The 20,300-nt window shown below is 46.8% G+C and carries 19 protein-coding genes; 15 read left to right on the forward strand and 4 right to left on the reverse strand.

The features are described 5' to 3' along the window. The first annotated feature begins 21 nt into the window (after positions 1–21). From HWQ47_RS04780 to HWQ47_RS04825, 10 genes are all read left to right on the forward strand, one after another. The gene (locus HWQ47_RS04780) at positions 22–171 is read left to right on the forward strand and encodes a hypothetical protein (protein ID WP_269970042.1); all 150 of its coding nucleotides are present in this window, start codon (positions 22–24) and stop codon (positions 169–171) included. Then, on the forward strand, positions 164–1,000 hold the full coding sequence (locus HWQ47_RS04785; protein ID WP_269970043.1) for an ABC transporter ATP-binding protein: 837 nt from the start codon (positions 164–166) through the stop codon (positions 998–1,000). Before HWQ47_RS04780 ends, HWQ47_RS04785 begins: the two co-directional genes overlap by 8 nt. Beyond that, positions 990–2,051: a FecCD family ABC transporter permease gene (locus HWQ47_RS04790; protein ID WP_269970044.1), complete on the forward strand. Its 1,062-nt coding sequence runs from the start codon at positions 990–992 to the stop codon at positions 2,049–2,051. The genes HWQ47_RS04785 and HWQ47_RS04790 overlap by 11 nt, the downstream gene beginning before the upstream one ends. A 446-nt stretch (positions 2,052–2,497) precedes the next feature. After that, positions 2,498–3,538 (forward strand): nicotinate-nucleotide--dimethylbenzimidazole phosphoribosyltransferase, encoded by a 1,041-nt coding sequence (gene cobT / locus HWQ47_RS04795; protein ID WP_269970045.1) that lies wholly within the window; start codon positions 2,498–2,500, stop codon positions 3,536–3,538. A gap of 365 nt (positions 3,539–3,903) precedes the next feature. After that, positions 3,904–4,677 (forward strand): adenosylcobinamide-GDP ribazoletransferase, encoded by a 774-nt coding sequence (locus HWQ47_RS04800; RefSeq protein WP_269970046.1) that lies wholly within the window; start codon positions 3,904–3,906, stop codon positions 4,675–4,677. After that, on the forward strand, positions 4,674–5,216 hold the full coding sequence (gene cobU / locus HWQ47_RS04805; RefSeq protein WP_269970047.1) for a bifunctional adenosylcobinamide kinase/adenosylcobinamide-phosphate guanylyltransferase: 543 nt from the start codon (positions 4,674–4,676) through the stop codon (positions 5,214–5,216). The genes HWQ47_RS04800 and cobU overlap by 4 nt, the downstream gene beginning before the upstream one ends. Positions 5,217–5,239: 23 nt before the next feature. Then, on the forward strand, positions 5,240–6,823 hold the full coding sequence (locus tag HWQ47_RS04810) for a cobyric acid synthase (RefSeq protein ID WP_269970048.1): 1,584 nt from the start codon (positions 5,240–5,242) through the stop codon (positions 6,821–6,823). Positions 6,824–6,992: 169 nt separating this feature from the next. Next, positions 6,993–7,643 (forward strand): cob(I)yrinic acid a,c-diamide adenosyltransferase, encoded by a 651-nt coding sequence (cobO, locus tag HWQ47_RS04815; RefSeq protein WP_442802049.1) that lies wholly within the window; start codon positions 6,993–6,995, stop codon positions 7,641–7,643. 542 nt (positions 7,644–8,185) lie between these two features. After that, positions 8,186–8,959 (forward strand): cobalamin-binding protein, encoded by a 774-nt coding sequence (locus HWQ47_RS04820; protein ID WP_326515423.1) that lies wholly within the window; start codon positions 8,186–8,188, stop codon positions 8,957–8,959. 163 nt (positions 8,960–9,122) lie between these two features. Continuing rightward, complete coding sequence (locus HWQ47_RS04825; RefSeq protein WP_269970050.1) at positions 9,123–9,506, forward strand: MAPEG family protein; 384 nt, start codon at positions 9,123–9,125, stop codon at positions 9,504–9,506. A 195-nt stretch (positions 9,507–9,701) separates the two neighbouring features. On the opposite strand, the gene HWQ47_RS04830 is transcribed toward HWQ47_RS04825, so the two are convergent. The 4 genes from HWQ47_RS04830 to HWQ47_RS04845 all read right to left on the reverse strand — a co-directional run bounded on the left by HWQ47_RS04830 (position 9,702) and on the right by HWQ47_RS04845 (position 14,783). Next, positions 9,702–10,049: a rhodanese-like domain-containing protein gene (locus tag HWQ47_RS04830; protein ID WP_269970051.1), complete on the reverse strand. Its 348-nt coding sequence runs from the start codon at positions 10,047–10,049 to the stop codon at positions 9,702–9,704. Positions 10,050–10,093: 44 nt separating this feature from the next. Next, entirely contained in the window at positions 10,094–10,267 is a 174-nt protein-coding gene (locus tag HWQ47_RS04835) for a YgaP family membrane protein (RefSeq protein ID WP_269970052.1), read from the reverse strand. A gap of 182 nt (positions 10,268–10,449) precedes the next feature. Further along, positions 10,450–13,710 (reverse strand): efflux RND transporter permease subunit, encoded by a 3,261-nt coding sequence (locus HWQ47_RS04840; RefSeq protein ID WP_269970053.1) that lies wholly within the window; start codon positions 13,708–13,710, stop codon positions 10,450–10,452. Positions 13,711–13,721: 11 nt separating this feature from the next. Further along, complete coding sequence (locus tag HWQ47_RS04845) at positions 13,722–14,783, reverse strand: efflux RND transporter periplasmic adaptor subunit (protein ID WP_269970054.1); 1,062 nt, start codon at positions 14,781–14,783, stop codon at positions 13,722–13,724. A 405-nt stretch (positions 14,784–15,188) separates the two neighbouring features. On the opposite strand from HWQ47_RS04845, the gene HWQ47_RS04850 reads away from it, so the two are divergent. The 5 genes from HWQ47_RS04850 to HWQ47_RS04870 all read left to right on the forward strand — a co-directional run bounded on the left by HWQ47_RS04850 (position 15,189) and on the right by HWQ47_RS04870 (position 20,187). Further along, complete coding sequence (locus HWQ47_RS04850; RefSeq protein ID WP_269970055.1) at positions 15,189–16,451, forward strand: efflux RND transporter periplasmic adaptor subunit; 1,263 nt, start codon at positions 15,189–15,191, stop codon at positions 16,449–16,451. 7 nt (positions 16,452–16,458) lie between these two features. Further along, positions 16,459–16,776, forward strand: coding sequence for a hypothetical protein (locus HWQ47_RS04855; RefSeq protein ID WP_269970056.1), 318 nt, complete (start codon positions 16,459–16,461; stop codon positions 16,774–16,776). 103 nt (positions 16,777–16,879) lie between these two features. After that, on the forward strand, positions 16,880–17,650 hold the full coding sequence (locus tag HWQ47_RS04860) for an ABC transporter ATP-binding protein (protein WP_269970057.1): 771 nt from the start codon (positions 16,880–16,882) through the stop codon (positions 17,648–17,650). Between the two features lie 11 nt (positions 17,651–17,661). Further along, positions 17,662–18,963, forward strand: coding sequence for an ABC transporter permease (locus HWQ47_RS04865; RefSeq protein WP_269970058.1), 1,302 nt, complete (start codon positions 17,662–17,664; stop codon positions 18,961–18,963). A 12-nt stretch (positions 18,964–18,975) separates the two neighbouring features. Further along, on the forward strand, positions 18,976–20,187 hold the full coding sequence (locus HWQ47_RS04870; protein WP_269970059.1) for an ABC transporter permease: 1,212 nt from the start codon (positions 18,976–18,978) through the stop codon (positions 20,185–20,187). Positions 20,188–20,300 lie beyond the last annotated feature (113 nt).

Raw genomic sequence — 20,300 nt, forward strand, 5'->3', positions numbered from 1 at the left:
TAACTTGAGGAGGCGTTTCAGATGACATTTTTTCACTGTGCGAAAGCTCAGGGTTACCTTATCCCCATTAATGTGAAAGCTTGCGGGATACTTACTGTCTTGATTTTCATGCTGTCCCAAATAAATACTGCCATCGATGTGATCCATGGCGGGACAGAGCAACATGCCTGAATTTCCTCCCTCTAAAACCAAGGTTCTACAGGTTGAAGGCTTAACTTGGCAGGCAGAACAGCGTGAGATTTTATCTGATATCCACTTCTGTTTAACTAAGGGAGAGATGCTAGGTATTATTGGCCCCAATGGCGCTGGGAAGTCTAGCTTGCTGCGTTGTTTGTATCGATACATTAAGCCAAGTTCAGGGTGTATTACTCTGTTTGGTGAAGATATTTCAATTTTGTCGGCTAAGGAGTTTGCTAAGCAAGTTGCCGTGGTGCTGCAAGATACTCCGCACCATTTTGACCTGACCACTGCACAGCTTGTGGCCATTGGGTTAACACCGCACAAGGGACCTTTTGGGGTAACAAGTGCGAGTGACACAGAGATTATCAGTGACGCGTTGGCCAAGGTTGGTTTGAGCCATAAGGCGAAGCAGGCCTATGAGCATCTCTCTGGCGGTGAGAAGCAACGTGCGCTGATCGCCAGAGCTATAGTGCAGCGACCTCAGCTGCTTATTCTTGATGAACCGACTAATCATCTTGATATCCGCTACCAGATCCAGATCTTAGAGTTGCTTCGCAGCCTTAAAATTTCGGTTATCACCTCGATTCATGATCTCAATCTTGCCAGCGCCTTGTGCGATCAACTATTGCTACTGGACAGCGGAAAAGCCATCTCCCATGGCACACCAATTGAGGTATTAACTGAGCAACGAATTGGAGAGGTGTTTGGCGTGTGTTGCAAGATTGAGTCGCACCCTCAACATGGGAACCCACAGATCAGTTATTTCTATGGCTATAACAGTGGCGTTGATAAACAAGCAGAGCATGATAATGAACATTAAGCCTAATGTAAGTCATGCTTGGGTGATTAGTTCTCTGCTTGTGCTCAGTGTTATCTCTTTGATATCTGCCGCCAGCTTTGGTGCCGCTAGTTTGTCATTTTCCGATGTGGTGGATGTGTTACTGCATAGTACATTAGATGTTGGTGAGGTTTCAGCGATTGCCGAGCGGATCATTATCGAACTTAGGTTCCCGAGAGTATTGTTGGCTTTTATTGCTGGAGCGGGTCTGTCTATTGCCGGCAGCGTGTTGCAAACCGTCACCCGAAATCCTTTGGCTGATCCTTATCTGTTTGGGATCTCATCTGGGGCTTCGTTTGGCGCCGTGATGGTACTGACCTTGTTTGGTGGCTCAGGGCTTCTCTCTGGTTTAAGCCTGTTTGCAGGTACTGAGCAGTTTGAAACACTTGAGTGGTTGAGTCTGCCACTGGGCGCCTTTATTGGGGCTGGGTTATCAGTCCTTATGGTGTTGAGCTTATGCGGTCGAACCATGAGCAGTCAGATTGAGCGCATGCTGCTATCTGGCGTGGCTATCTCATTCATGTTTGGCGCATTAACCAGTTTGATGCTCTATTTTTCGAGTCCACAAGCCGCCGCTTCTGTGCTGTTTTGGAGTCTAGGCAGTTTTGCTAAAGCCAGTTGGCAAGGCTTGATTTTACCTGCCATCGTGGTCAGTGGTGCAACTGTCATCATACTGTTATTTAAGCGTCAGATAATGGCCATGCGAGCCGGAGATGAAACGGCGCATACCTTAGGGGTAAATGTTGGGCGTCTGCGTTTGCAGATGTTACTGCTTTGCTCGTTAATCACCGCCATCTTGGTGGCTAACTGTGGCGGGATAGGCTTCGTTGGTTTAATGATCCCCCATATCGTCAGGATGTTGTTTCCGGGGTCTTTTTCGTTACTGACCACGGCGCTATTTGGTGGATTATTTATGGTCTGGATCGATGTGCTGGCTCGCAGTCTTTTGAGTCATCAGGAGTTGCCGGTTGGGATAATTACAGCCGTTATAGGTAGCATCTTTTTCTTAGCCATTTTAGGACGAAAAAAATAGAACTCTGGCAATAATTTGTCACGATTTTTAAGGTAAATATAGGGGAGAAGGCTTGCGACCTCAGCACTTTCATGCTTTCTTGGTTCAGTCTATGGCTACAACTTATGACTTACTGGTTGTAAGCTAGGTACAAATGAAATTAACAGTATACCCAAGCTACCTCAAGATGCTCGTTTCAGAGACCCCGTAGGATAGCTGAACAAGGCAGTGATTGAGAATAATGGTCATTCCCTTGTCGATATCACTAACGCAGTGCAGGGATTCTACGGGAACTCCCGAAGGGCATGGCGAGAAGCAACATTTTTCTGTGTTATGAAATATTGAATTAGAATAACTAGTCCTACTATTTTCATGCCTTGAACTCTGTCACTTCTCGACATGCTGAGTCCTGCATCTTGAAGTGGTTTGGGTATAGAACTAAAACCATTCAATTTAAGGTATTAACTATGTTCGCTGTTGGGTTTGATATTGCGCAAGTCAGTCGTGAGTTTGACGATGAGATCCAGAATAAAATAGATAATAAAACTAAACCGTTGGGCGCACTTGGTGAACTTGAAAATTTAGCTAAACAGATAGCTCGTGTATTAGGAAAAGATAAGCCTCAAATAGTAAACCCTAAGTTGCTGATTTTTGCTGCTGATCATGGTATTGCTGCTTTTGGGGTATCAATAGCACCGAGTGAAGTCACCGCTCAGATGGTGATGAACTTTATTAATGGCGGCGCTGCCATCAATGTGTTTTGTCGTCAGGTAGGCTTTGAACTTGAAGTGATTGATTGTGGGATTTTGCAGCCACTCGAAGGCGTCGAGGGTATTATCAAGCAGCGATTAGGTGCAGGTACTGCGGCTATTCATCTGCAAGCTGCAATGAGCTTAGAAGAGGTGAAGCAAGGTTTTGAGATGGTTAGAGCGCGTGTTGAACATCACCATCAGCAAGGTTGTAACCTGATTGCATTGGGAGAGATGGGCATAGGCAATACCTCCTCAGCTGCTGCCATCATGGCCACCATCATGGAGATGGAGAGTATCGATTGTGTCGGACGGGGTACGGGAGTCGACACGGAGACGTTACAGCGTAAACAGATGTTGGTGGAACAAGCGCTGCGTCGTCATGAGCCTGAATTGACCGACCCTTATAACATTTTGGCTTGCCTTGGTGGCTTTGAAATTGTGCAGATGACGGGGGCCATGTTAGCCGCCGCTGAAAGAAAGATGTTAGTGGTCATCGACGGCTTTATTGCGACAGCTGCAGCCCTTGTTGCGGTTAAGATAAATCCCAATGTGCGCGACTATATGATTTTTGGCCATCAATCCGATGAACGTGGGCACTGTCTGATGATGGAGCACCTGCATGCTCGTCCACTGCTAAAGCTCGATATGAGACTCGGTGAAGGTACTGGAGCTGCACTCTCGCTGCCGCTGATCCAAGCCGCCGCGGCATTTTATAATGAGATGGCCAGCTTTAATGATGCGGGAATAGAGATTTAACAGCCGCAACAAGCTAAGACGAACGGCCTGCGGCCTAGCGAACGTGACAGCGTCACTACAGAACGCTTCGCTTACGGTCAAAGCCAAGACGGTTCAAACTAAGACAGTAAAAGCTGAGCTGGAACAGCCTATTTGTTCTTCTGTAGGTTGGGCTTTAGCCCATCAACCTAGGTTTTACATAAAGGATTTGTCGGCATAAATACCGACCTACAGGGAAAGACGATACAGGCTAGGACGAAAGAGTTGAAAAAGATTGGAAGGCTAAAGCTTTTTCGACAGGTTGAAGAGCGTTCGTCTTTACTTTATCCGGCTTTTATCGGCTCTCCCCGTCTTAGCCTTATTCGATTTTTTTTAAGGATTTTTACATGCAGCTTTGGCAAAAGCAGCTCAATCTGTTTTTAATCGCAATGGGGTTCTTTACTCGTATCCCCATGCCGACTTGGGTCAAGGTTGACGCAGATAACCTCAACCAAGCGAATCGTTATTTTGGTTTGATTGGACTCTTAGTTGGGGGGATAAGTGCACTGGTTTTTTGGACTTGTCATCAGTTTCTGCCGGCCTCGGTCAGTATTATTTTTGCCATGATCACCAGCATTCTAGTGACAGGAGGCTTTCATGAAGATGGCCTAGCCGATACGGCTGATGGGTTAGGTGGTGGCTGGAGCGTAGCCGATAAACTTAAGATCATGAAAGATTCAACCATTGGCACCTATGGGGCGTTAGCCCTAGTGACATCTCTACTGCTTAAGTTTGTCTTACTGAGTGAGTTGGCGCTTTATAATCCTGACATGGTCGTGATAGCGCTCATCGTCGGTCATTGTCTTAGTCGAGTGCTCGCAGCGAGTATTATCTTCTCGCAAACCTATGTTCGCGATGATGACACCAGCAAGAGTAAACCTTTGGCTCAGAATCAAACGTTGAATGAGTTGTTGATCTCGCTGGTAACCGGTGTCGCAGTGCTTTGGTTTAGTGGTTTGAGTACAGCGCTTCCTATTGCTGTGGGACTTGTGCTGCTACGTTGGTTGATTATCCATTTCTTCCACCGTCAGATTGGCGGGTATACAGGGGATACACTGGGGGCTTCCCAGCAGGTCTCAGAGTTAAGCTGTTATCTTATTTTATTAGGTTGTTTACTTTGATCCATTTGATATTAGGGGGGGCGAGAAGCGGTAAGACCCGTTTTGCGACCCAAGCTGCCCTCGAGCTGTCAGCTCAAGGTTATGAATGTGTTTATCTGGCGACAGCCCAAGCACTTGATGATGAGATGGGTGACAGGATCGCTAGGCATCAAGTTGATAGAGCGCAAGACTCCATCCAATGGCTGACCTTTGAGACCCCGTTTACCTTAGTCGATACACTCAGAGATATTGCCAGAGATGATAGGGTGATAGTGATCGATTGTTTAACACTGTGGTTGACCAATCATCTGCTACTTGAACCCCAAAGTGAGGCTGATGAGCGTTGGAAAGCCGCGAAACATAGCTTATTGCAAGCACTGCCGACCTTGCCTGGGGAGATCTATCTAGTGAGTAACGAGGTGGGCTGTGGCATCGTGCCTCTGGGTGAGCTGAGCCGTCGTTTTGTCGATGAGGCGGGTTGGCTTCATCAGGATATCGCTGGTGTTGCCGATGCTGTTGTCTTGGTTACGGCGGGGATCCCCATGAGGATTAAAGGCTAAGAAGAGTGCAAAACGAGACAAGAATGAAACAGAACAATCAGTCTAACCTAAAGGGACAAGTTAACAAGCCTGCTCAAGTGCTTATGGTGCAAGGCACCACATCCGATGCAGGTAAGAGCACCTTAGTGGCGGGCCTATGTCGGCTGTTTGCTCGTCGTGGCGTCAAGGTTGCTCCCTTTAAACCGCAGAATATGGCGCTCAACTCCGCCGTGACCGCAGACGGTGGTGAGATTGGTCGGGCGCAAGCGCTGCAGGCGGTTGCTTGTGGCTTGCCTCTACACACAGATTTTAACCCTATCTTGCTTAAACCCAGTTCAGATACTGGCGCGCAAGTGATTGTGCAGGGTAAAGCATTAGATCAAATGGAAGCTAAGACCTTTTTTGGTCTGTATGGCGAGCGGGTTAAAGATAAACAGGGCTATAGAGTCAAGGCTATGTCGGCGGTGCTCGACTCCTTTAACCGTTTATCGGCTCAATATGAAACCCTCTTTGTGGAAGGCGCGGGCAGCCCAGCAGAGATAAATCTACGTGAAGGTGATATTGCCAATATGGGTTTTGCTGAAACGGTGGATTGTCCTGTGATTATCATAGCTGATATCGATAAAGGCGGCGTTTTTGCCCATCTAGTCGGCACGTTAGCTTTGCTTTCTGAATCTGAGCAAGCGAGAGTGAAAGGTTTTGTGATCAACCGCTTTCGTGGTGATATCGCATTGTTGCAATCGGGCTTAGATTGGCTTGAAGCCTACACAAATAAGCCAGTGCTTGGGGTGTTACCCTACCTGCACGATCTGCATCTTGATGCCGAAGACGCCTTGATCGCTTCTCCTATTAAGGCGCAAGCCAGCAAGCTTAACGTGTTGGTGTTGGTTTTTCCACGCATCAGTAACCATACGGATTTCGATCCGTTGCGATTACATCCTCAGATAGAGTTTAACTATGTCTCGATGCAGACCTTATCGCAATCGAACAACGCTGAGCTTCCACAAGCGGATCTTATTATCCTCCCCGGCAGTAAAAACGTACGTGCTGATTTGGCATTTATGCGAGAGCAAGGCTGGGATATTGGCTTAGCTAGGCATCTTAGATATGGTGGTAAGGTGGTAGGGGTTTGTGGCGGTTTTCAGATGTTGGGTTTACTTATCGACGATCCCTACGGCGTAGAAGGTCAAGCGGGTGATAGCGAGGGGTTAGGCTATTTGCCATTAATGACTGAATTTAAGCCTGACAAGGTATTAAGACAGGTTAGTGGTCAACTCTCTCTACTCGGTGAGCTAGCAGAGGTCAAAGGGTATGAGATTCATTGTGGGGAGTCACGCATCCTAAATGCGCAGTTAAATAGTCAAAATCAACCCATGAGACTGATGGCTGAAGATGAAGCGTTCAGCGACGGCATGCTCTCAGATGATGGTCAGATATTTGGTACTTATCTGCACGGGTTATTTGACGCTCCTCAGGCTTGCACGCTTATCCTCAAATGGGCAGGATTGAACCATGCTGAAGTGGTGGATATCGATGCCATCCGAGAGGAGCAACTAAACCGATTTGCCGATCAATTAGCGCAAGATTTAGATATAGAGAAGATTGAAGAAATTTTAAGAGGATCTTAGTCTCGAGTCTCGAGTTACGGGCTGCGAGTTACGGGTTGCGAATTGTAAATAGAACTGAAGATTTTCTATTGTGGCCGTCATCCTGGGTTTATCTCAGGATCCAGCTTTGACTCGCTACTTTCTTCGCTTTGATTTAACTCGACACTATTAATTAATTTACGGAAATACCATGGCTGATAATAATGACAACTTGGGTGCTAAGGATAAAGCAGAGATGACACTGGAAGCGCGCAAGGCTGAGCGTCATAAAGAGAGGCAGCAGAGAGTCAAAGAGACGGTCGATGCAAAAATTGCTGCCGCCCAAGAGGAGAAAGGAATTCTGCTGGTGTTGACTGGTAATGGCAAAGGCAAGTCAACCTCAGGTTTCGGCACCATAGCCCGCGCCGTTGGTCATGGTCAAAAGACTGCAGTAGTGCAATTTATTAAAGGGAATTGGGATTGTGGTGAGCGTACCTTGCTTGAGGGCGCAGGCGTAGATTTTCATGTGATGGGCACAGGTTTTACTTGGGAAACCCAAGACAGAGACAAAGATACTCAAGCTGCGGAAAGTGCCTGGCAAGTGGCTGAAACTTTACTCAAAGATGAGAGCATAGATTGTGTCATGCTCGACGAATTGACCTACATGGTGAGTTACCACTACCTAGATGTTGAACGAGTCATAGCAGCACTTAAGAATAGGCCGAAAATGCAGCATGTCATAGTGACGGGAAGAGCGTGTCACAGGGCAATTATAGATCTCGCGGATACGGTGAGTGAAGTGCAGTCGATCAAGCATGCCTTCGATGCAGGCATAAAAGCCCAACCCGGCTTCGACTACTGAAAAATGGCTATTGCAGAAGCGAATGACTGCGTTGCGTCCTCGCTCACAACTCGCCTACCTAAAGGTATGTCGTCGTTGTTCGCTGCGGGGCGCCTTGGACTTCGCTTCTTCATGACGCCATTTGCTTTCTTCGTGCTCACCACCGTGGCGGTATTGTCTGACCGGCTTGCTGTGATAAAGAGTTCACCCCATCACATGAGCCTTCAGCGGCTTTTGGGTGAAAAGTGCATATGCTCATGGGCTGGCTCTTTATTTAAGGCTTGGGTCGACGGCTTAGCCCTCATCCCGATCAGCTTGAAATTACATTTTTTCTCGCTCATGACAGTGGCGTTATTGTCTGCAGAACCTAGAACCTAGAACCTGCTGCTTTTGGGCTTTTGATTGTATAGCAGGACGAAGTCCGCTCTAGCCGCGAAGCGTCCTAGCAGTGAGCTTGCGAACACTCTAGTAGAACAAGATAGTTAAAATAAGAAGGGTTATTGATGCAACATAGTGTGAAAGGGCTGCTGGCCATTATTTGTTCTCTATCAGTCTGTGTGACGATGACGGCGGTTGCTGCGCCAGCAAAACGGGTTATTGCCTTATCGCCTCATGCGGTGGAGATGCTATATGCCATCGGGGCGGGTGAGACAATTTTGGCGACCACAGATCATGCTGATTTTCCTGCTGCGGCGTTGGATATTCCCCGAATTGGTGGTTATCACGGCGTTCAAATAGAACGCATCATTGAGCTCAATCCCGACCTTGTATTGGTGTGGGGCAGCGGCAATAAAGCGGAAGATATAGAAAGGATCAAAGAGTTAGGTTTTAAGGTGTTTAACAGCGATCCGAAGAGCTTAGAGGCGGTAGCGTCTGAGCTAAGGGTATTGGGTGAGCTAACGGGCCATGAAGATAAGGCCAACAAGATTGCCGATAGATACCTTGCTGATCTGACTGAACTGCGTAAGCGTAATCTAGCTAAACCTGAAGTGAAGGTGTTCTATCAGCTTTGGTCTACGCCCTTGATGACAGTCTCTAAGAATAGTTGGATCCAACAGATCATCCAAGTCTGTCATGGGGATAATGTCTATTTCGACGCTGCCAGTGATTATCCCCAAGTGAGTTTGGAAGCAGTGCTTTTGAAGATGCCGGAGGTGATATTGCAGAGTCAAGATAAGGGTAATGTGTTAGGCATTGATTGGAGTGAGTGGCAGGAGATCCCCGCGGTAAAGAACCAACATATCTATCAGTTAGATGCCGATCTTTTACATAGAGCTGCGCCTAGGGCACTATTAGGGGTTAATGCGCTTTGCGAAGCACTGGATAAGGCTAGGTAAGCGTTAGCTGAGGAGCTAAGGGTTTCGAGTTACGAGCTAAAAGATAAGAGCTGGGATACAACTTTGACTCGCCACTCGCTACTTTCTTCGCTGTGTCTTTAGCTCGAAACTTGCTATGTTCTTTAACTTGCAACTGTTTTTAACTAAAAGGATCTTTTACCCTATGACCACGTTACTTATTTGTTTGTTTATCGCCATGTTACTGCCCTATCTTGCCAAAGGCCCAGTTGCGGTAGCAATGGCTAAAGCTGGTGGATACGATAATGCGCATCCTAGAGAGCAACAAGCAAAGTTAACGGGCTTCGGTGCCCGGGCTGTTGCTGGTCATCAAAATGCGTTTGAATCACTTATTCTTTTTGGACTCGCGGTAGTGACTGTGATTGCAACCGACAGTGTTAACGACACCGCTGTGACCTTTGCGATAGTGCATGTTATTGCTCGTATCGCTTATCAAGTTCTATATCTTATCGATAAAGGAACGCTACGCTCCCTGAGCTGGTTTGTGGCTATCATCTCCTCTTTTGTCATCTTCTGTCAGGCGTTTTAGGCTCGAGTTACGAGTTATAAGCGCCGAGTTTCGAGCTCGCTACTTTCTTTGCTCTGTCTTGAGCTCGCAACTCGTCGCTTCTATTTCCGTTAGATTTTCCTAAAAAAGTTATTCTCATTGAATTAGCTTTAGCCTACATATTCGACATCCATTGGAGTGTGTATGAAGACGTTACTTAATACCATGGCTTTCAGGTTAACTATTTGCCGCACAAACGGCATCTAATTTACAGGTGATGGCCCAGACATTGTTATAACCCAATCTAACCAGTTGCTCAGCGGCCAAACAGGCTCTGACGCCCGATGCACAATGGGTGAAGATTGCCTGTTCTGCATCGGGATACTGTGTCATCATCTTCATCTCTACTATTCCCCGTGGAATGAGCAAGGCTCCCTTAACGGCTTGCTGGGCAGATTCTGCAGGCTCACGCACATCGATCAATACTCCCTGCATCTCAGTGCACTTTACCGCGGCATCTTTAGCATTGATGCAATTGATTGAGCCTCGTGTTTCGGCGACTAGCTCTGCGATTGTTTTTAGCATCTGGTCATTCCCTTTAAGTTAAGCTATTGAATTTATATTTGAATTTAAAGTGCTTTAGCGACAGCACATTGAGCTTCTGTTTTTATGCCCAACTTTTTCATCAAGATAGCAATTGGGCAGAAGCCAGTAAAGGCACTCTGAAACAGATTGGCACCCACAAAAGCGGTGAACCAGATAAAGTGGGGGCTGATCAAGGTCGTCAGCGCCAGTGAAATCACTTCAGTGTTGCATTGATTTAAAAGGGAGTAACCATTTCGGCATCAACGTGTCTTGAATTGAAAAGTCTGAGAGGCTCTGAATTGAACTCTTATTGAATAGGAATGGTATAACCATCATGCCAGCGAAGGCCATAATCGAACGTTCAATTGTCATCATTTTTCCTTTAGAGAGACATAAGTAATTAACTGTGCTTGTTTTTCATCACGGCATAGTACAAAACAGGGATCACCACTAAGGTGAGCAGTGTCGAGATTAAGATGCCGAAGATTAAGCTGATGGCTAGGCCGTTAAAGATAGGATCATCGATAATAAATAGCGCGCCAATCATGGCGGCGAGTGCCGTCAATATAATGGGTTTTGCCCGCACGGCGCCCGAGTGGATCACCGCTTGTTCAAAAGGTACACCGGCGGCGGTCTCTTTATTGATGAAGTCCACCAAGAGTATTGAGTTTCGCACTATGATCCCGGCAAGGGCAATCATGCCAATCATCGAGGGTGCGGTGAAGTTAGCTCCGAGTAGGGCATGACCCGGCATAATACCGATAACCGTCAGTGGAATCGGTGCCATGATGATCAGCGGCACAGTGTAAGATCTAAATTGTCCAACCACCAAGAGATAGATGGCTATCATTCCGATGGCGTAGGCGATGCCCATATCTCTAAAGGTTTCATAGGTGATCTTCCATTCCCCATCCCACAGAACAGCCACGGTATCGAGTCCGTTTGGTTGATTGATATAATGCTGCTCGAAGCCGAGTCCCCCCGCTTTATCTATATTGGCTGCCATATCAAACATGCCGTACAACGGACTGTCGATTTCCCCTGTCATATCTGCAACCACCATGATCATTGGGATCATATTTTTGTGGATGATAGGGGCATCGATAACCCCCTTATTGATCGTGACCAGCTCAGAAATTGGTACGCGACTGCCATCCTTAGCGGTGAGCTTTAGGTTGAGTACCTGATCGAGATCGACCTTGGCTGATTCTTTCAGCTGCAAGCGGATCGGGATCGGATTTTTTTGGTTTTTATCATGCAGGTAGCTTAGGTCTTTACCACCTACCGAAGTGGCAATAAGATCGACAATATTTTGATAGGGTACGCCCAACAGGCTCGCTCGACTTCTGTCTATGATCACCTGCCATTTCTGTTGTGCGGCAGGGAGGAAAATATCGACATCGACGACACCATGAGTCTGCTTGAACAAGGTTTGTAGCTCATTGGCTGCGCGCTCACGAATCGCTTCGTTGGGGCCATAAACCTCAGCAACAATGGGCGACCAGACCGGTGGCCCTGGTGGTACTTCAACAATCTTAATATTGGCGTTGTAACGCTTACCTATCTCTTGCAGTGGCCCGCGAACCGATTGAGCGATGGTATTGCTGTCGCGTTCACGATCGCCTTTATCCCGTAGATTGACTTGAATATCGCCAAGCTCCTGGCTTTCCCTAAGGAAGTAGTGCCTGACTAAGCCGTTGAAGTTCATCGGCGCATTGGTGCCAGCATAGAGTTGGTAGTTTTCAACTTCATCGACAGTGGCAAGATAGCGGCCAAGATCTTGCAATACTCTCTGTGTCTGCTCAACTGGGGTACCTTCTGGCATGTCGACCATCACCTGAAACTCAGATTTATTATCCAGAGGCAACATTTTGAGAATAACCAGCTGACCGATTGGCAGTGCAACGGCGATGCCGATTAACACAAAGATACCAGCTGCGAGTCCGACTCTGGCTTTTCTGGCTTGTTCTCCGAGCACAAATGGGCCGATGAGGTGGGTAAATAACCTGAACATCACGCCTTTTTTCTCTATGGTGTTTTCAGGATCGAGTTCAGTATCTGCTTTATCTAGGTTTGAGGCCGTCGGTTTGTGTTTGAGCAACTTACGGCTAAGCCATGGGGTGATGGTGAAGGCGATAGCCAAGGATATCAACATGCCCATGCTGGCATTGATTGGAATTGGCGCCATGTAGGGACCCATGAGTCCAGACACAAAAGCCATGGGTAGCAGGGCGGCGATAACGGTAAAAGTCGCCAGAATGGTAGGGCTTCCCACTTCATCAACGGCGGCAGGGATAAGCTCAGTCAGGCTCTTTTCCCCCATGGCCATATGTCGATGAATGTTCTCTACCACCACGATGGCGTCATCGACCAAAATACCGATAGAGAAGATAAGTGCAAACAGTGATATTCGGTTTAGGGTGAAACCCCACGCCCATGAGGCAAATAGGGTGATGGCCAAGGTGATAATGATGGCGGCACCAACGACCATCGCTTCTCTCGCTCCCATTGTTAGCAGGACTAAAATCACCACAGCAACAGTCGCAAACATGAGTTTAAAGATGAGGGTATTGGCTTTGTCACCAGCGGTTTCACCATAATTTCTTGATATGCTGACCTCCACATTGTCGGGGATAAGGAGGTTTTTAACCCTGTCGACTCGGGTTAAGATCTGCTCTGCCACTGCCACCGCATTTTCGCCAGCTTGTTTACCTATCGCCAAGGTGACCGCAGGGTACATTCCCTGTTTGTCGCCATGCCAGGCGCTTTTTACCGGAATATCGGCTTTGAGTGATAGCTCGGCGATATCATTGAGATAAACCGGAACACTCTGGCCATCGCTGTCACTGTAAACAGAGAGTACTAGCTGCTTAACGTCATCTATATTCTGTAGAAATTGACCCGCCTGAACCTTTATCTCCTGATTGCCTTGAATCAATGAGCTGGGTATTGAGATCTGGTTATTTGCTGACAAAGATTGGCTGATCGCATCGAAACTTAAGCCGTAATAGTTCATTTTAACGGGGTCTATACGAACATTCAGTACCAGCTCATGAGCGCCAACAGCGTAGATTTCACGGGTGCCGGGAATGCGCTTGAGCTCAGTCTCTAAACCATGGGCGACATGGGTCAGATCCTCTGCCGATACATGGGGATCTTTAGACCACAAAGTCAGGCTGACAATCGGCACATCATCTATGACTCTTGGCTTGATAAGGGGCTCGCCAACACCTGAACCCGTAGGAAGCCTGTCCATATTGGAATAGATCTGGTTGTAGAGTTTCACGATGGCTTCGCTGCGTGGAATACCCACTTCGAATATGGCGATAATCAGCGCGCCATCGGGTTGAGAGAAGGAGTATAAGGTATCAATTCCTTTAATCTCAGAGATGATCTGCTCTGCAGGCAAGGTGACTAGGCTTTCAACCTCGGCAGGACTAGCGCCAGGAAAAGGAATGAAGACATCGGCAAAGGTTACATCGATCTGCGGCTCCTCCTCTTTTGGGGTGACTAGCACAGCAAATAGACCGAGTAACAGTCCGAGAATCGCTAGCAAAGGGGTGATAGCACTGAGCTGAAATGCAGCGGCTATCTTGCCAGAGATGCCTAGCTTGCTCCTATTCGAAGCATCGCCAGATTTAGATGGTTCTTGACTGCTCATACTTTATTCCTTTACCTACTTGGCTGACTGACAACTTGCTTATCGAGAAGCACTTGGTATGCGTCAAGCGCCACAATGTCGCCTTCATCTAGGCCGGACAATATCTCGACAGTGTCATGTTCAGTTCTGCCGATCCGCACTTGATTAAGCACGAAGCGATCACCGAGTTGTCGATACACCGCTGTGAGTTCGCCGCGTTCAATCAGGGTTGACTTAGGCAGGGTGATATTGCGGGTAACACCAGCACTGAATTTGGCCTTAGCCCACATACCCGGCATAAGGTTTGCTTCATCTTCGGGCAGCAAAATCCGCACTTTATAGCTGTGACTTTGGGGATCGGCGAAAGAGAAGATAGTTAACTTATCCGATTGAAAGCGGCGTCCATCGTTGAGGGATATTTCAAATTTAGGTTGTTGTTTCAAGGCGTCAATGTAACGTTGAGGCACTTGAGTTACGGCGCGCATCTGGTCTAACGAAAAGCCTGATAGCAGCGCTTGGCCTGGGCTGACGGTTTCGCCCTCTTCAACATATCTGTGGGTGACAATCCCTGAAAATGGTGCTGCAACTGAGGTGTAGGTGAGTGATTCGTTGGCGCGGATAAGGTTTGCGTTAGCCGCGGATACTGCTTGCTCAGCTGACTTTGCCTGAGCTGTGGCTTCATCCATATTCCCCTGAGATATTGCCCCTTGTGGGAATAAGGCTGAATAACGTTGTCTGGTGAGTTGAGCTTGAGTGTTATGGGCTACTGATCTGGCAAGTTCAGCCTCGGCAGCGGCCAGTGTCGCCCCTTGTTCCTTACTGGTGATCTCCAGCAGAGGTGCTCCCTGAGGCACGATATCATTGACATCATAGTTAAGTGATAACACGCGCCCTGAAGTTTGTGCTGATACCGTAGCTGCCTTAACGGCTTCGAGTTTGGCATCGAGTTCAATCCAACGAATGTGATCACTTAACGACACCTTAATCGTTTCTGTCTTTGTATCTGCAGCATGTAAAGAGAAACTCGTTAGCAGCATTAAGCTGATGAATGCTAAATAGCAATGGCGACGATAACAACTCGTTGAGCTAGTCATGGTGAAATCCAATAAATAATCCATAAGGAAATTCTAATGGACTTAGTGCCAACTTGTAAAGCATTCATTAGAAAAATACGATGAACTGTATGAAATAGTCATTTTAGTCGTGTTTTATGCTCCTGCTAGTGATGTTTTATGTTTCATCTTCAACATGTTCTCTTTAAGAGTGAGCGGCTGTCTTATTGAGGAATAGAGCGGACACTTTTTGTTATTTCAGTCATTAACCGGACACTTTACCTGTGTGTCCGCGGACACTTTTATCTGTCCGCTATTATCGGGTTTCAATTAAGGTATTGAATTTTAGCAGTTTAATTTTATGGCATGCAACTTGTAATACTCACTGTAATTAGATGTGCTGGACACTTATCGGCGCTCATAAAGATGATAGCTAGGAACAGAATTATGATTATGGATACGAGCGGACAGGACACTGTGGTGCAGCCAAGTATGGGCAAGAAGTTTAAGTGGCCTTTGGTAGCTGGTGCTGCTGTGCTGCTCATCTCGGGTTTGGTTTGGTCAAGTGTCGGTGGCAGTCAAGTGAGTGAGTCTATCAAACGTAGTGAATTGAGATTTGCTACTTTAGCGCAAGGTACCCTCACTCGAGATATCGCCACCATAGGTAAAATTGTCGCGGCCAATGCGCCAATCCTTTATAGCACCGACCAAGGCACTGTGACGTTACTGGCAAAGCCTGGCGACCGAGTTGAACTGGGTGATGTGGTGGCCACCATCGAAAGTCACAAACTCACTAACAGCCTTAAGCAGCAAGAAGCCTTGTTAGAGGGGATGCAAAGTTCACTGGAACGTGCCCGTCTCGATGCCCGCCGCGAACAACTAAAAGCGCAACAAACACTGGATATGGCCAAGGTTGATCTGGCTGCTGCCGACAGAGAGAGTCGCCGTGGTGATGAGCTAATTCAAAATAAACTGATCTCAAAAATTGATTTCGAGAAGGGTAAGGATGATCTGTATAAAGCTAAATTATTGTCCGCCCATGCATTGCAAGAAGCTGACTTGATGCGCGATACCTTAACGTTTGAGGTCAAGAACAAAGTCTCTGAGGTTAATCGTCAGAAGCTGGTGGTCAGTGAGCTTGAGCGTCAGGTGGCAGCGTTAAACATTAAAGCGCCAGTGGGCGGCATTATCGGTAACTGGTTAACAGAGCAAAAAGCCCGTATCGGCCAGAGCCAACCTATATTAACCGTGGTCGATTTAAGCGCCTTTGAAGCTGAACTCGCTGTGCCAGAGTCTTATGCCGATGAGTTGGGACTGGGCATGGATGTTGAGTTGAGCTTCGGTTCTTTGACCCTGATAGGGCAACTGTCATCAATTTCACCTGAGGTGAGAAACCGCGAAGTGACTGCTCGTGTCAGATTTGATCAAGACCAAGGTTTACACCTTAGGCAGAACCAGCGTCTATCGGCACGGGTATTATTGGAAAACAGATCTAACGTCTTGATGGTTAAACGTGGTGCATTTGTTTCCACCGGTGGTGGTCAAGAGGTGTATGCCATGAATGGTGACATTGCCGAGCAGACGAACATTCAATTAGGTGCCCGCAGCATGAGCCATATCGAAGTGCTCCAAGGAGGTAAGGTTGGTGATGTGTGGGTGATATCAAGTATTCAGGACTTCAACAAAGCGCAGCAAGTACTGGTTCGCTAAGGAGAACATGATGAATAGAGTAGAGCAAAATATGAGTGAGGAAATTAGTGGCCAGAAAGTCTTTAACGCAATGAAAGCCCTTAGCCTACAAAAGGCCATCACGGTTACAGCCCTTTTGCTATTGATCATAGCGGTGCAGGTGTCGACTCAAAGTGCCGCTGACTGGTTTGTATTTGGTTTAAATGTATTAGAAGTCACGGCTCCGTTCCATGTGTCTGTCAACGAAACATCTAATGTCAGTGCGGGCTTTGTTAGCGGTTTACATCACTTAAGCGAAATGGTTTGGACATCGGCGACAGCACTAATTGAGTTCATCTTTCGCTAAACCTGTGGTTGCCTAACCAAAATTTAAGATTGCAGGTAATGAATTAGAACCTAGAACCTAGCTTCTGGAAATGAATTAAACGATACAAACAGGGAATAATAAAATGTTATCGATGAAGAATATCAGCAAAGTATTTAAAACCGATCTAGTCGAGACCCATGCGCTGCGTGATTTTAATTTAGAGGTTAATGAAGGTGAATTTGTGGCGGTAACAGGGCCTTCAGGCTCAGGCAAAACTACCTTCCTCAATATCGCAGGCTTGTTAGAAGGCTTTACTCATGGTGATTACTTTCTCGATGGAGTGAATATCTCTAACTTGAGCGATAACAAAAGCGCGACCATTCGAAATGAAAAGATAGGATTTATCTTTCAGGGGTTTAACTTAATTCCCGATCTTAATTTGGCCGAGAATGTTGAAGTGCCACTGCGTTACCGTGGCTTTAATGCGGCGGAGCGTAAACGTCGTGTGCAACATGCTTTAGAGCAGGTAGGGCTGGCTGCACGAATGAAGCATCTGCCATCACAACTTTCTGGTGGTCAGCAGCAGAGAGTGGCGATTGCTCGTGCTTTGGCTGGTGAGCCAAGATTTCTACTGGCCGATGAGCCAACCGGTAATTTAGACAGCATGATGGCGCGTCAGGTGATGGAGCTGCTTGAAGAGATCAACAGGGCGGGAACCACCATTATTATGGTGACTCATGATGCGGAGCTGGCCCGTCGCGCTCAACGTAATATTCAGATTGTCGATGGCCAAGTATGTGATTTCACCATGTATCAAGACGGCGCTAAAGCGGACAAACCGCACTTAGTTGCCGATGACGATAACAATCGTGAAGCGTCATCACAGATTGAAACTGAACAAGCGGCAAGCTAAGGGGATAATCTATGTTTTTCTATTATCTAGATCTGGCTTGGCGCAGCATCAAAAAAACGCCATTTTTGTCACTCTTGATGGTGTTAGCTATCTCAATCGGCATAGGTATTACCATTACTACCTTGAATGTGTATCAGCTAATGTCAGAAAACCCAGCGGGTGATCGCTCCGATAAACTCATGGCAGTGCAGCTTTGGAGCCAAGGTAAAGATGCGTGGAAAGAGTTTAATGCTCAAGTGACTTACCAAGATGCTTATAATCTGCGTAAAAGTGATGTTCCAGTGCGTCAAACTGCGATGTTTGTTACTGGGCTAGCACTGCAGACCGAGGACCCTGACTTTGTGCCTTTGTTAGAGTCTGTTCGAGTGACCGATAGTGACTTCTTCGATATGTTTTCGGTGCCATTTCTTTATGGTAAAGCCTGGGATAAGGGCGTCGATACTGAAGCCGCGTATCAAGTGGTGATCAATGAAGCGCTGAATAAGCAGTTATTCTCGGGCGAAGACAGTATAGGGAAAACGCTTTATTTGGATAGCAAACCCTATCAAATTGTCGGTGTCACTAAGATCTGGAATCCAAGCCCTATCTACTATGATTTGACCACCGGAGGATTTAAGGATTCTACGCAACTTTTTGTGCCCTTTTCGCTAGCGCCTTTAGAGGAGTATCAGAGCTGGGGTAATAATCAAAGCTGGAAAAGAGAGTCGATGAATAACTACAGCCAACGCTTAAGTTCAGAGATGCATTGGGTACAGTTTTGGGCTGAAGTTAAAGATGATAAACAGCGTGATGAATATGCTCAATGGTTACAACGCTATGTGGAGCAACAACAGCTTTTAGGGCGCTTTGAGAGCCCCGAAGCCGCAGCGCAGCTTTCAAATGTAGAGCAGTGGCTGGCGCTCAATGAAGTGGTGCCTGAAGACAATAAGATCTTGGTTGGTCTCAGTGTGCTTTTTCTTGTCGTTTGTTTGGTTAACATGTTAGGACTGCTACTGGCTAAGTTCCTTAAGCGCGCACCTGAAGTGGGCGTACGCCGCGCAATTGGTGCCAGCCGTTCTCAGATATTTTCGCAACATATGGTTGAGGTAGGCTTGATTGGTTTCGGTGGTGGTTTACTGGGACTGTTATGGGCTTGGGGATCACTGTCTATGTTGTCTGCTCACTTTGATTTGGAAGACTCACTAACCCAACTGGATCTGATGATGTGGGTATTAGCACCGAGTATCGCTATTTTAGCGGCGTTAATTGCAGGGGTGTATCCAGCGTGGCGGATATGTTCTACCAATCCTAGCGTTCATCTGAAGAGTCAGTAGAAGGAGTTCATTATGTTACAGATTAAACCTATTTTGAGTACGTTAATGCGTAATAAGAGTGGTCCGATCCTGCTGCTTATTCAGATCATTCTCTCGGTCGCGATAGTGGCCAATGCCAGTTTCATCATCAGTGAACGTATCGCCTTGATGGACCGAGATTCTGGCACAGCCGAAGAGCAGGTATTTGATTTTCGTCTTTACAGCTTCGATACCAATATCGATCTAGAGTCTCAAATTCAGCGCGATATCCGAGCCGTTCGCGACCTGCCAGGTGTTATTGATGCTTCAACAACCAGTATGGTGCCCTTGAGTGGCGGTGGTTGGTCATCGGGTTATACGGTAGGCAGCAGCAAGGAAACCGCCAAAGATACTGAGAATGCTGCCATCTACTATGGCGACGAACATATGCTCAATAGCCTAGGAGTGGAGCTGATAGAGGGGCGCAACTTTTATGAAGAGGAGATCCTGACTGGCAGTCCAGACTTGGCGACCCATGGCATCGTATCAAAAGCGTTTGCTAAAGCGAGTTGGGGCGATGAGCCTGCGATTGGACAGATCATGTATGCCGGGGATTTTGGTGACATGCCAATCAAGATCATCGGTGTGGTTGATAAGCTACAAGGTGCGTGGGTTAACAGTTCATATCTCGATAACAGTGTCATCTTAAACATAAGACTGGTTAATGTGTTTACTAAGGTATTGGTGCGCGCTGAGGTCGGTACCTTAGCTCAACTAAAGGAGGCTATTCCAGCGGCGCTGCATAAAGATAACCGTAATCGAGTTATTGAAGGTTTTACGCTGATCAGTGAACATAGGAAGCGTGTTTATCGTAACCACGAATTGATGGCAACGGTACTGTCGATGATGGTGGTTTTACTCTTACTTATCACTTCATTAGGTTTGGCTGGTATGGTGATGTTCAATATCGAACGTCGGACTAAACAAATAGGTACTCGCCGTGCATTGGGCGCTAAAAAACGTGACATTATCAGCTTCTTCTTAGTTGAGAACTATATCATTTGTCTGGCGGGCGGTGTGATTGGTGGTCTAGTGGCAATCCAATTAGGTCAACAGTTGATGACGGTTTATAGCCTACCTAAACTTGAGCTTATCTATCCGATAGCGACGATTATTGGCTTGTTATTACTCACAACTGTTGCCGTGATCTTACCTGCCCGTAAAGCGGCAAAGATCTCTCCGGCTATCGCAACAAGAAGTGTTTAATCATAAGGAACAGACCTAAATGTAACATGTTGGGTTATAAGCCTAAGCGGATTAATCTTTAATTCTCTTAGGTTTTCAGTTAGTTTTAACACTATTTCCGCACACTTTTTACA

The organism is Shewanella sp. MTB7 (assembly GCF_027571385.1).
Lineage (GTDB): Bacteria > Pseudomonadota > Gammaproteobacteria > Enterobacterales > Shewanellaceae > Shewanella.

Excerpts from the sequence above, each read along its gene's own strand:
- HWQ47_RS04850 (WP_269970055.1), top strand. The coding sequence starts at position 15,189 with ATGATTATGGATACGAGCGGACAGGACACTGTGGTGCAGCCAAGTATG.
- HWQ47_RS04780 (WP_269970042.1), top strand. The coding sequence starts at position 22 with ATGACATTTTTTCACTGTGCGAAAGCTCAGGGTTACCTTATCCCCATT.
- HWQ47_RS04820 (WP_326515423.1), top strand. The coding sequence starts at position 8,186 with ATGACGGCGGTTGCTGCGCCAGCAAAACGGGTTATTGCCTTATCGCCT.
- cobO (WP_442802049.1), top strand. The coding sequence starts at position 6,993 with ATGGCTGATAATAATGACAACTTGGGTGCTAAGGATAAAGCAGAGATG.
- HWQ47_RS04800 (WP_269970046.1), top strand. The coding sequence starts at position 3,904 with ATGCAGCTTTGGCAAAAGCAGCTCAATCTGTTTTTAATCGCAATGGGG.
- HWQ47_RS04790 (WP_269970044.1), top strand. The coding sequence starts at position 990 with ATGAACATTAAGCCTAATGTAAGTCATGCTTGGGTGATTAGTTCTCTG.
- HWQ47_RS04840 (WP_269970053.1), bottom strand. The coding sequence starts at position 13,710 with ATGAGCAGTCAAGAACCATCTAAATCTGGCGATGCTTCGAATAGGAGC.
- HWQ47_RS04865 (WP_269970058.1), top strand. The coding sequence starts at position 17,662 with ATGTTTTTCTATTATCTAGATCTGGCTTGGCGCAGCATCAAAAAAACG.
- cobT (WP_269970045.1), top strand. The coding sequence starts at position 2,498 with ATGTTCGCTGTTGGGTTTGATATTGCGCAAGTCAGTCGTGAGTTTGAC.
- HWQ47_RS04825 (WP_269970050.1), top strand. The coding sequence starts at position 9,123 with ATGACCACGTTACTTATTTGTTTGTTTATCGCCATGTTACTGCCCTAT.
- HWQ47_RS04785 (WP_269970043.1), top strand. The coding sequence starts at position 164 with ATGCCTGAATTTCCTCCCTCTAAAACCAAGGTTCTACAGGTTGAAGGC.
- HWQ47_RS04845 (WP_269970054.1), bottom strand. The coding sequence starts at position 14,783 with ATGACTAGCTCAACGAGTTGTTATCGTCGCCATTGCTATTTAGCATTC.
- HWQ47_RS04855 (WP_269970056.1), top strand. The coding sequence starts at position 16,459 with ATGATGAATAGAGTAGAGCAAAATATGAGTGAGGAAATTAGTGGCCAG.
- HWQ47_RS04810 (WP_269970048.1), top strand. The coding sequence starts at position 5,240 with ATGAAACAGAACAATCAGTCTAACCTAAAGGGACAAGTTAACAAGCCT.
- HWQ47_RS04860 (WP_269970057.1), top strand. The coding sequence starts at position 16,880 with ATGTTATCGATGAAGAATATCAGCAAAGTATTTAAAACCGATCTAGTC.
- HWQ47_RS04830 (WP_269970051.1), bottom strand. The coding sequence starts at position 10,049 with ATGCTAAAAACAATCGCAGAGCTAGTCGCCGAAACACGAGGCTCAATC.
- HWQ47_RS04870 (WP_269970059.1), top strand. The coding sequence starts at position 18,976 with ATGTTACAGATTAAACCTATTTTGAGTACGTTAATGCGTAATAAGAGT.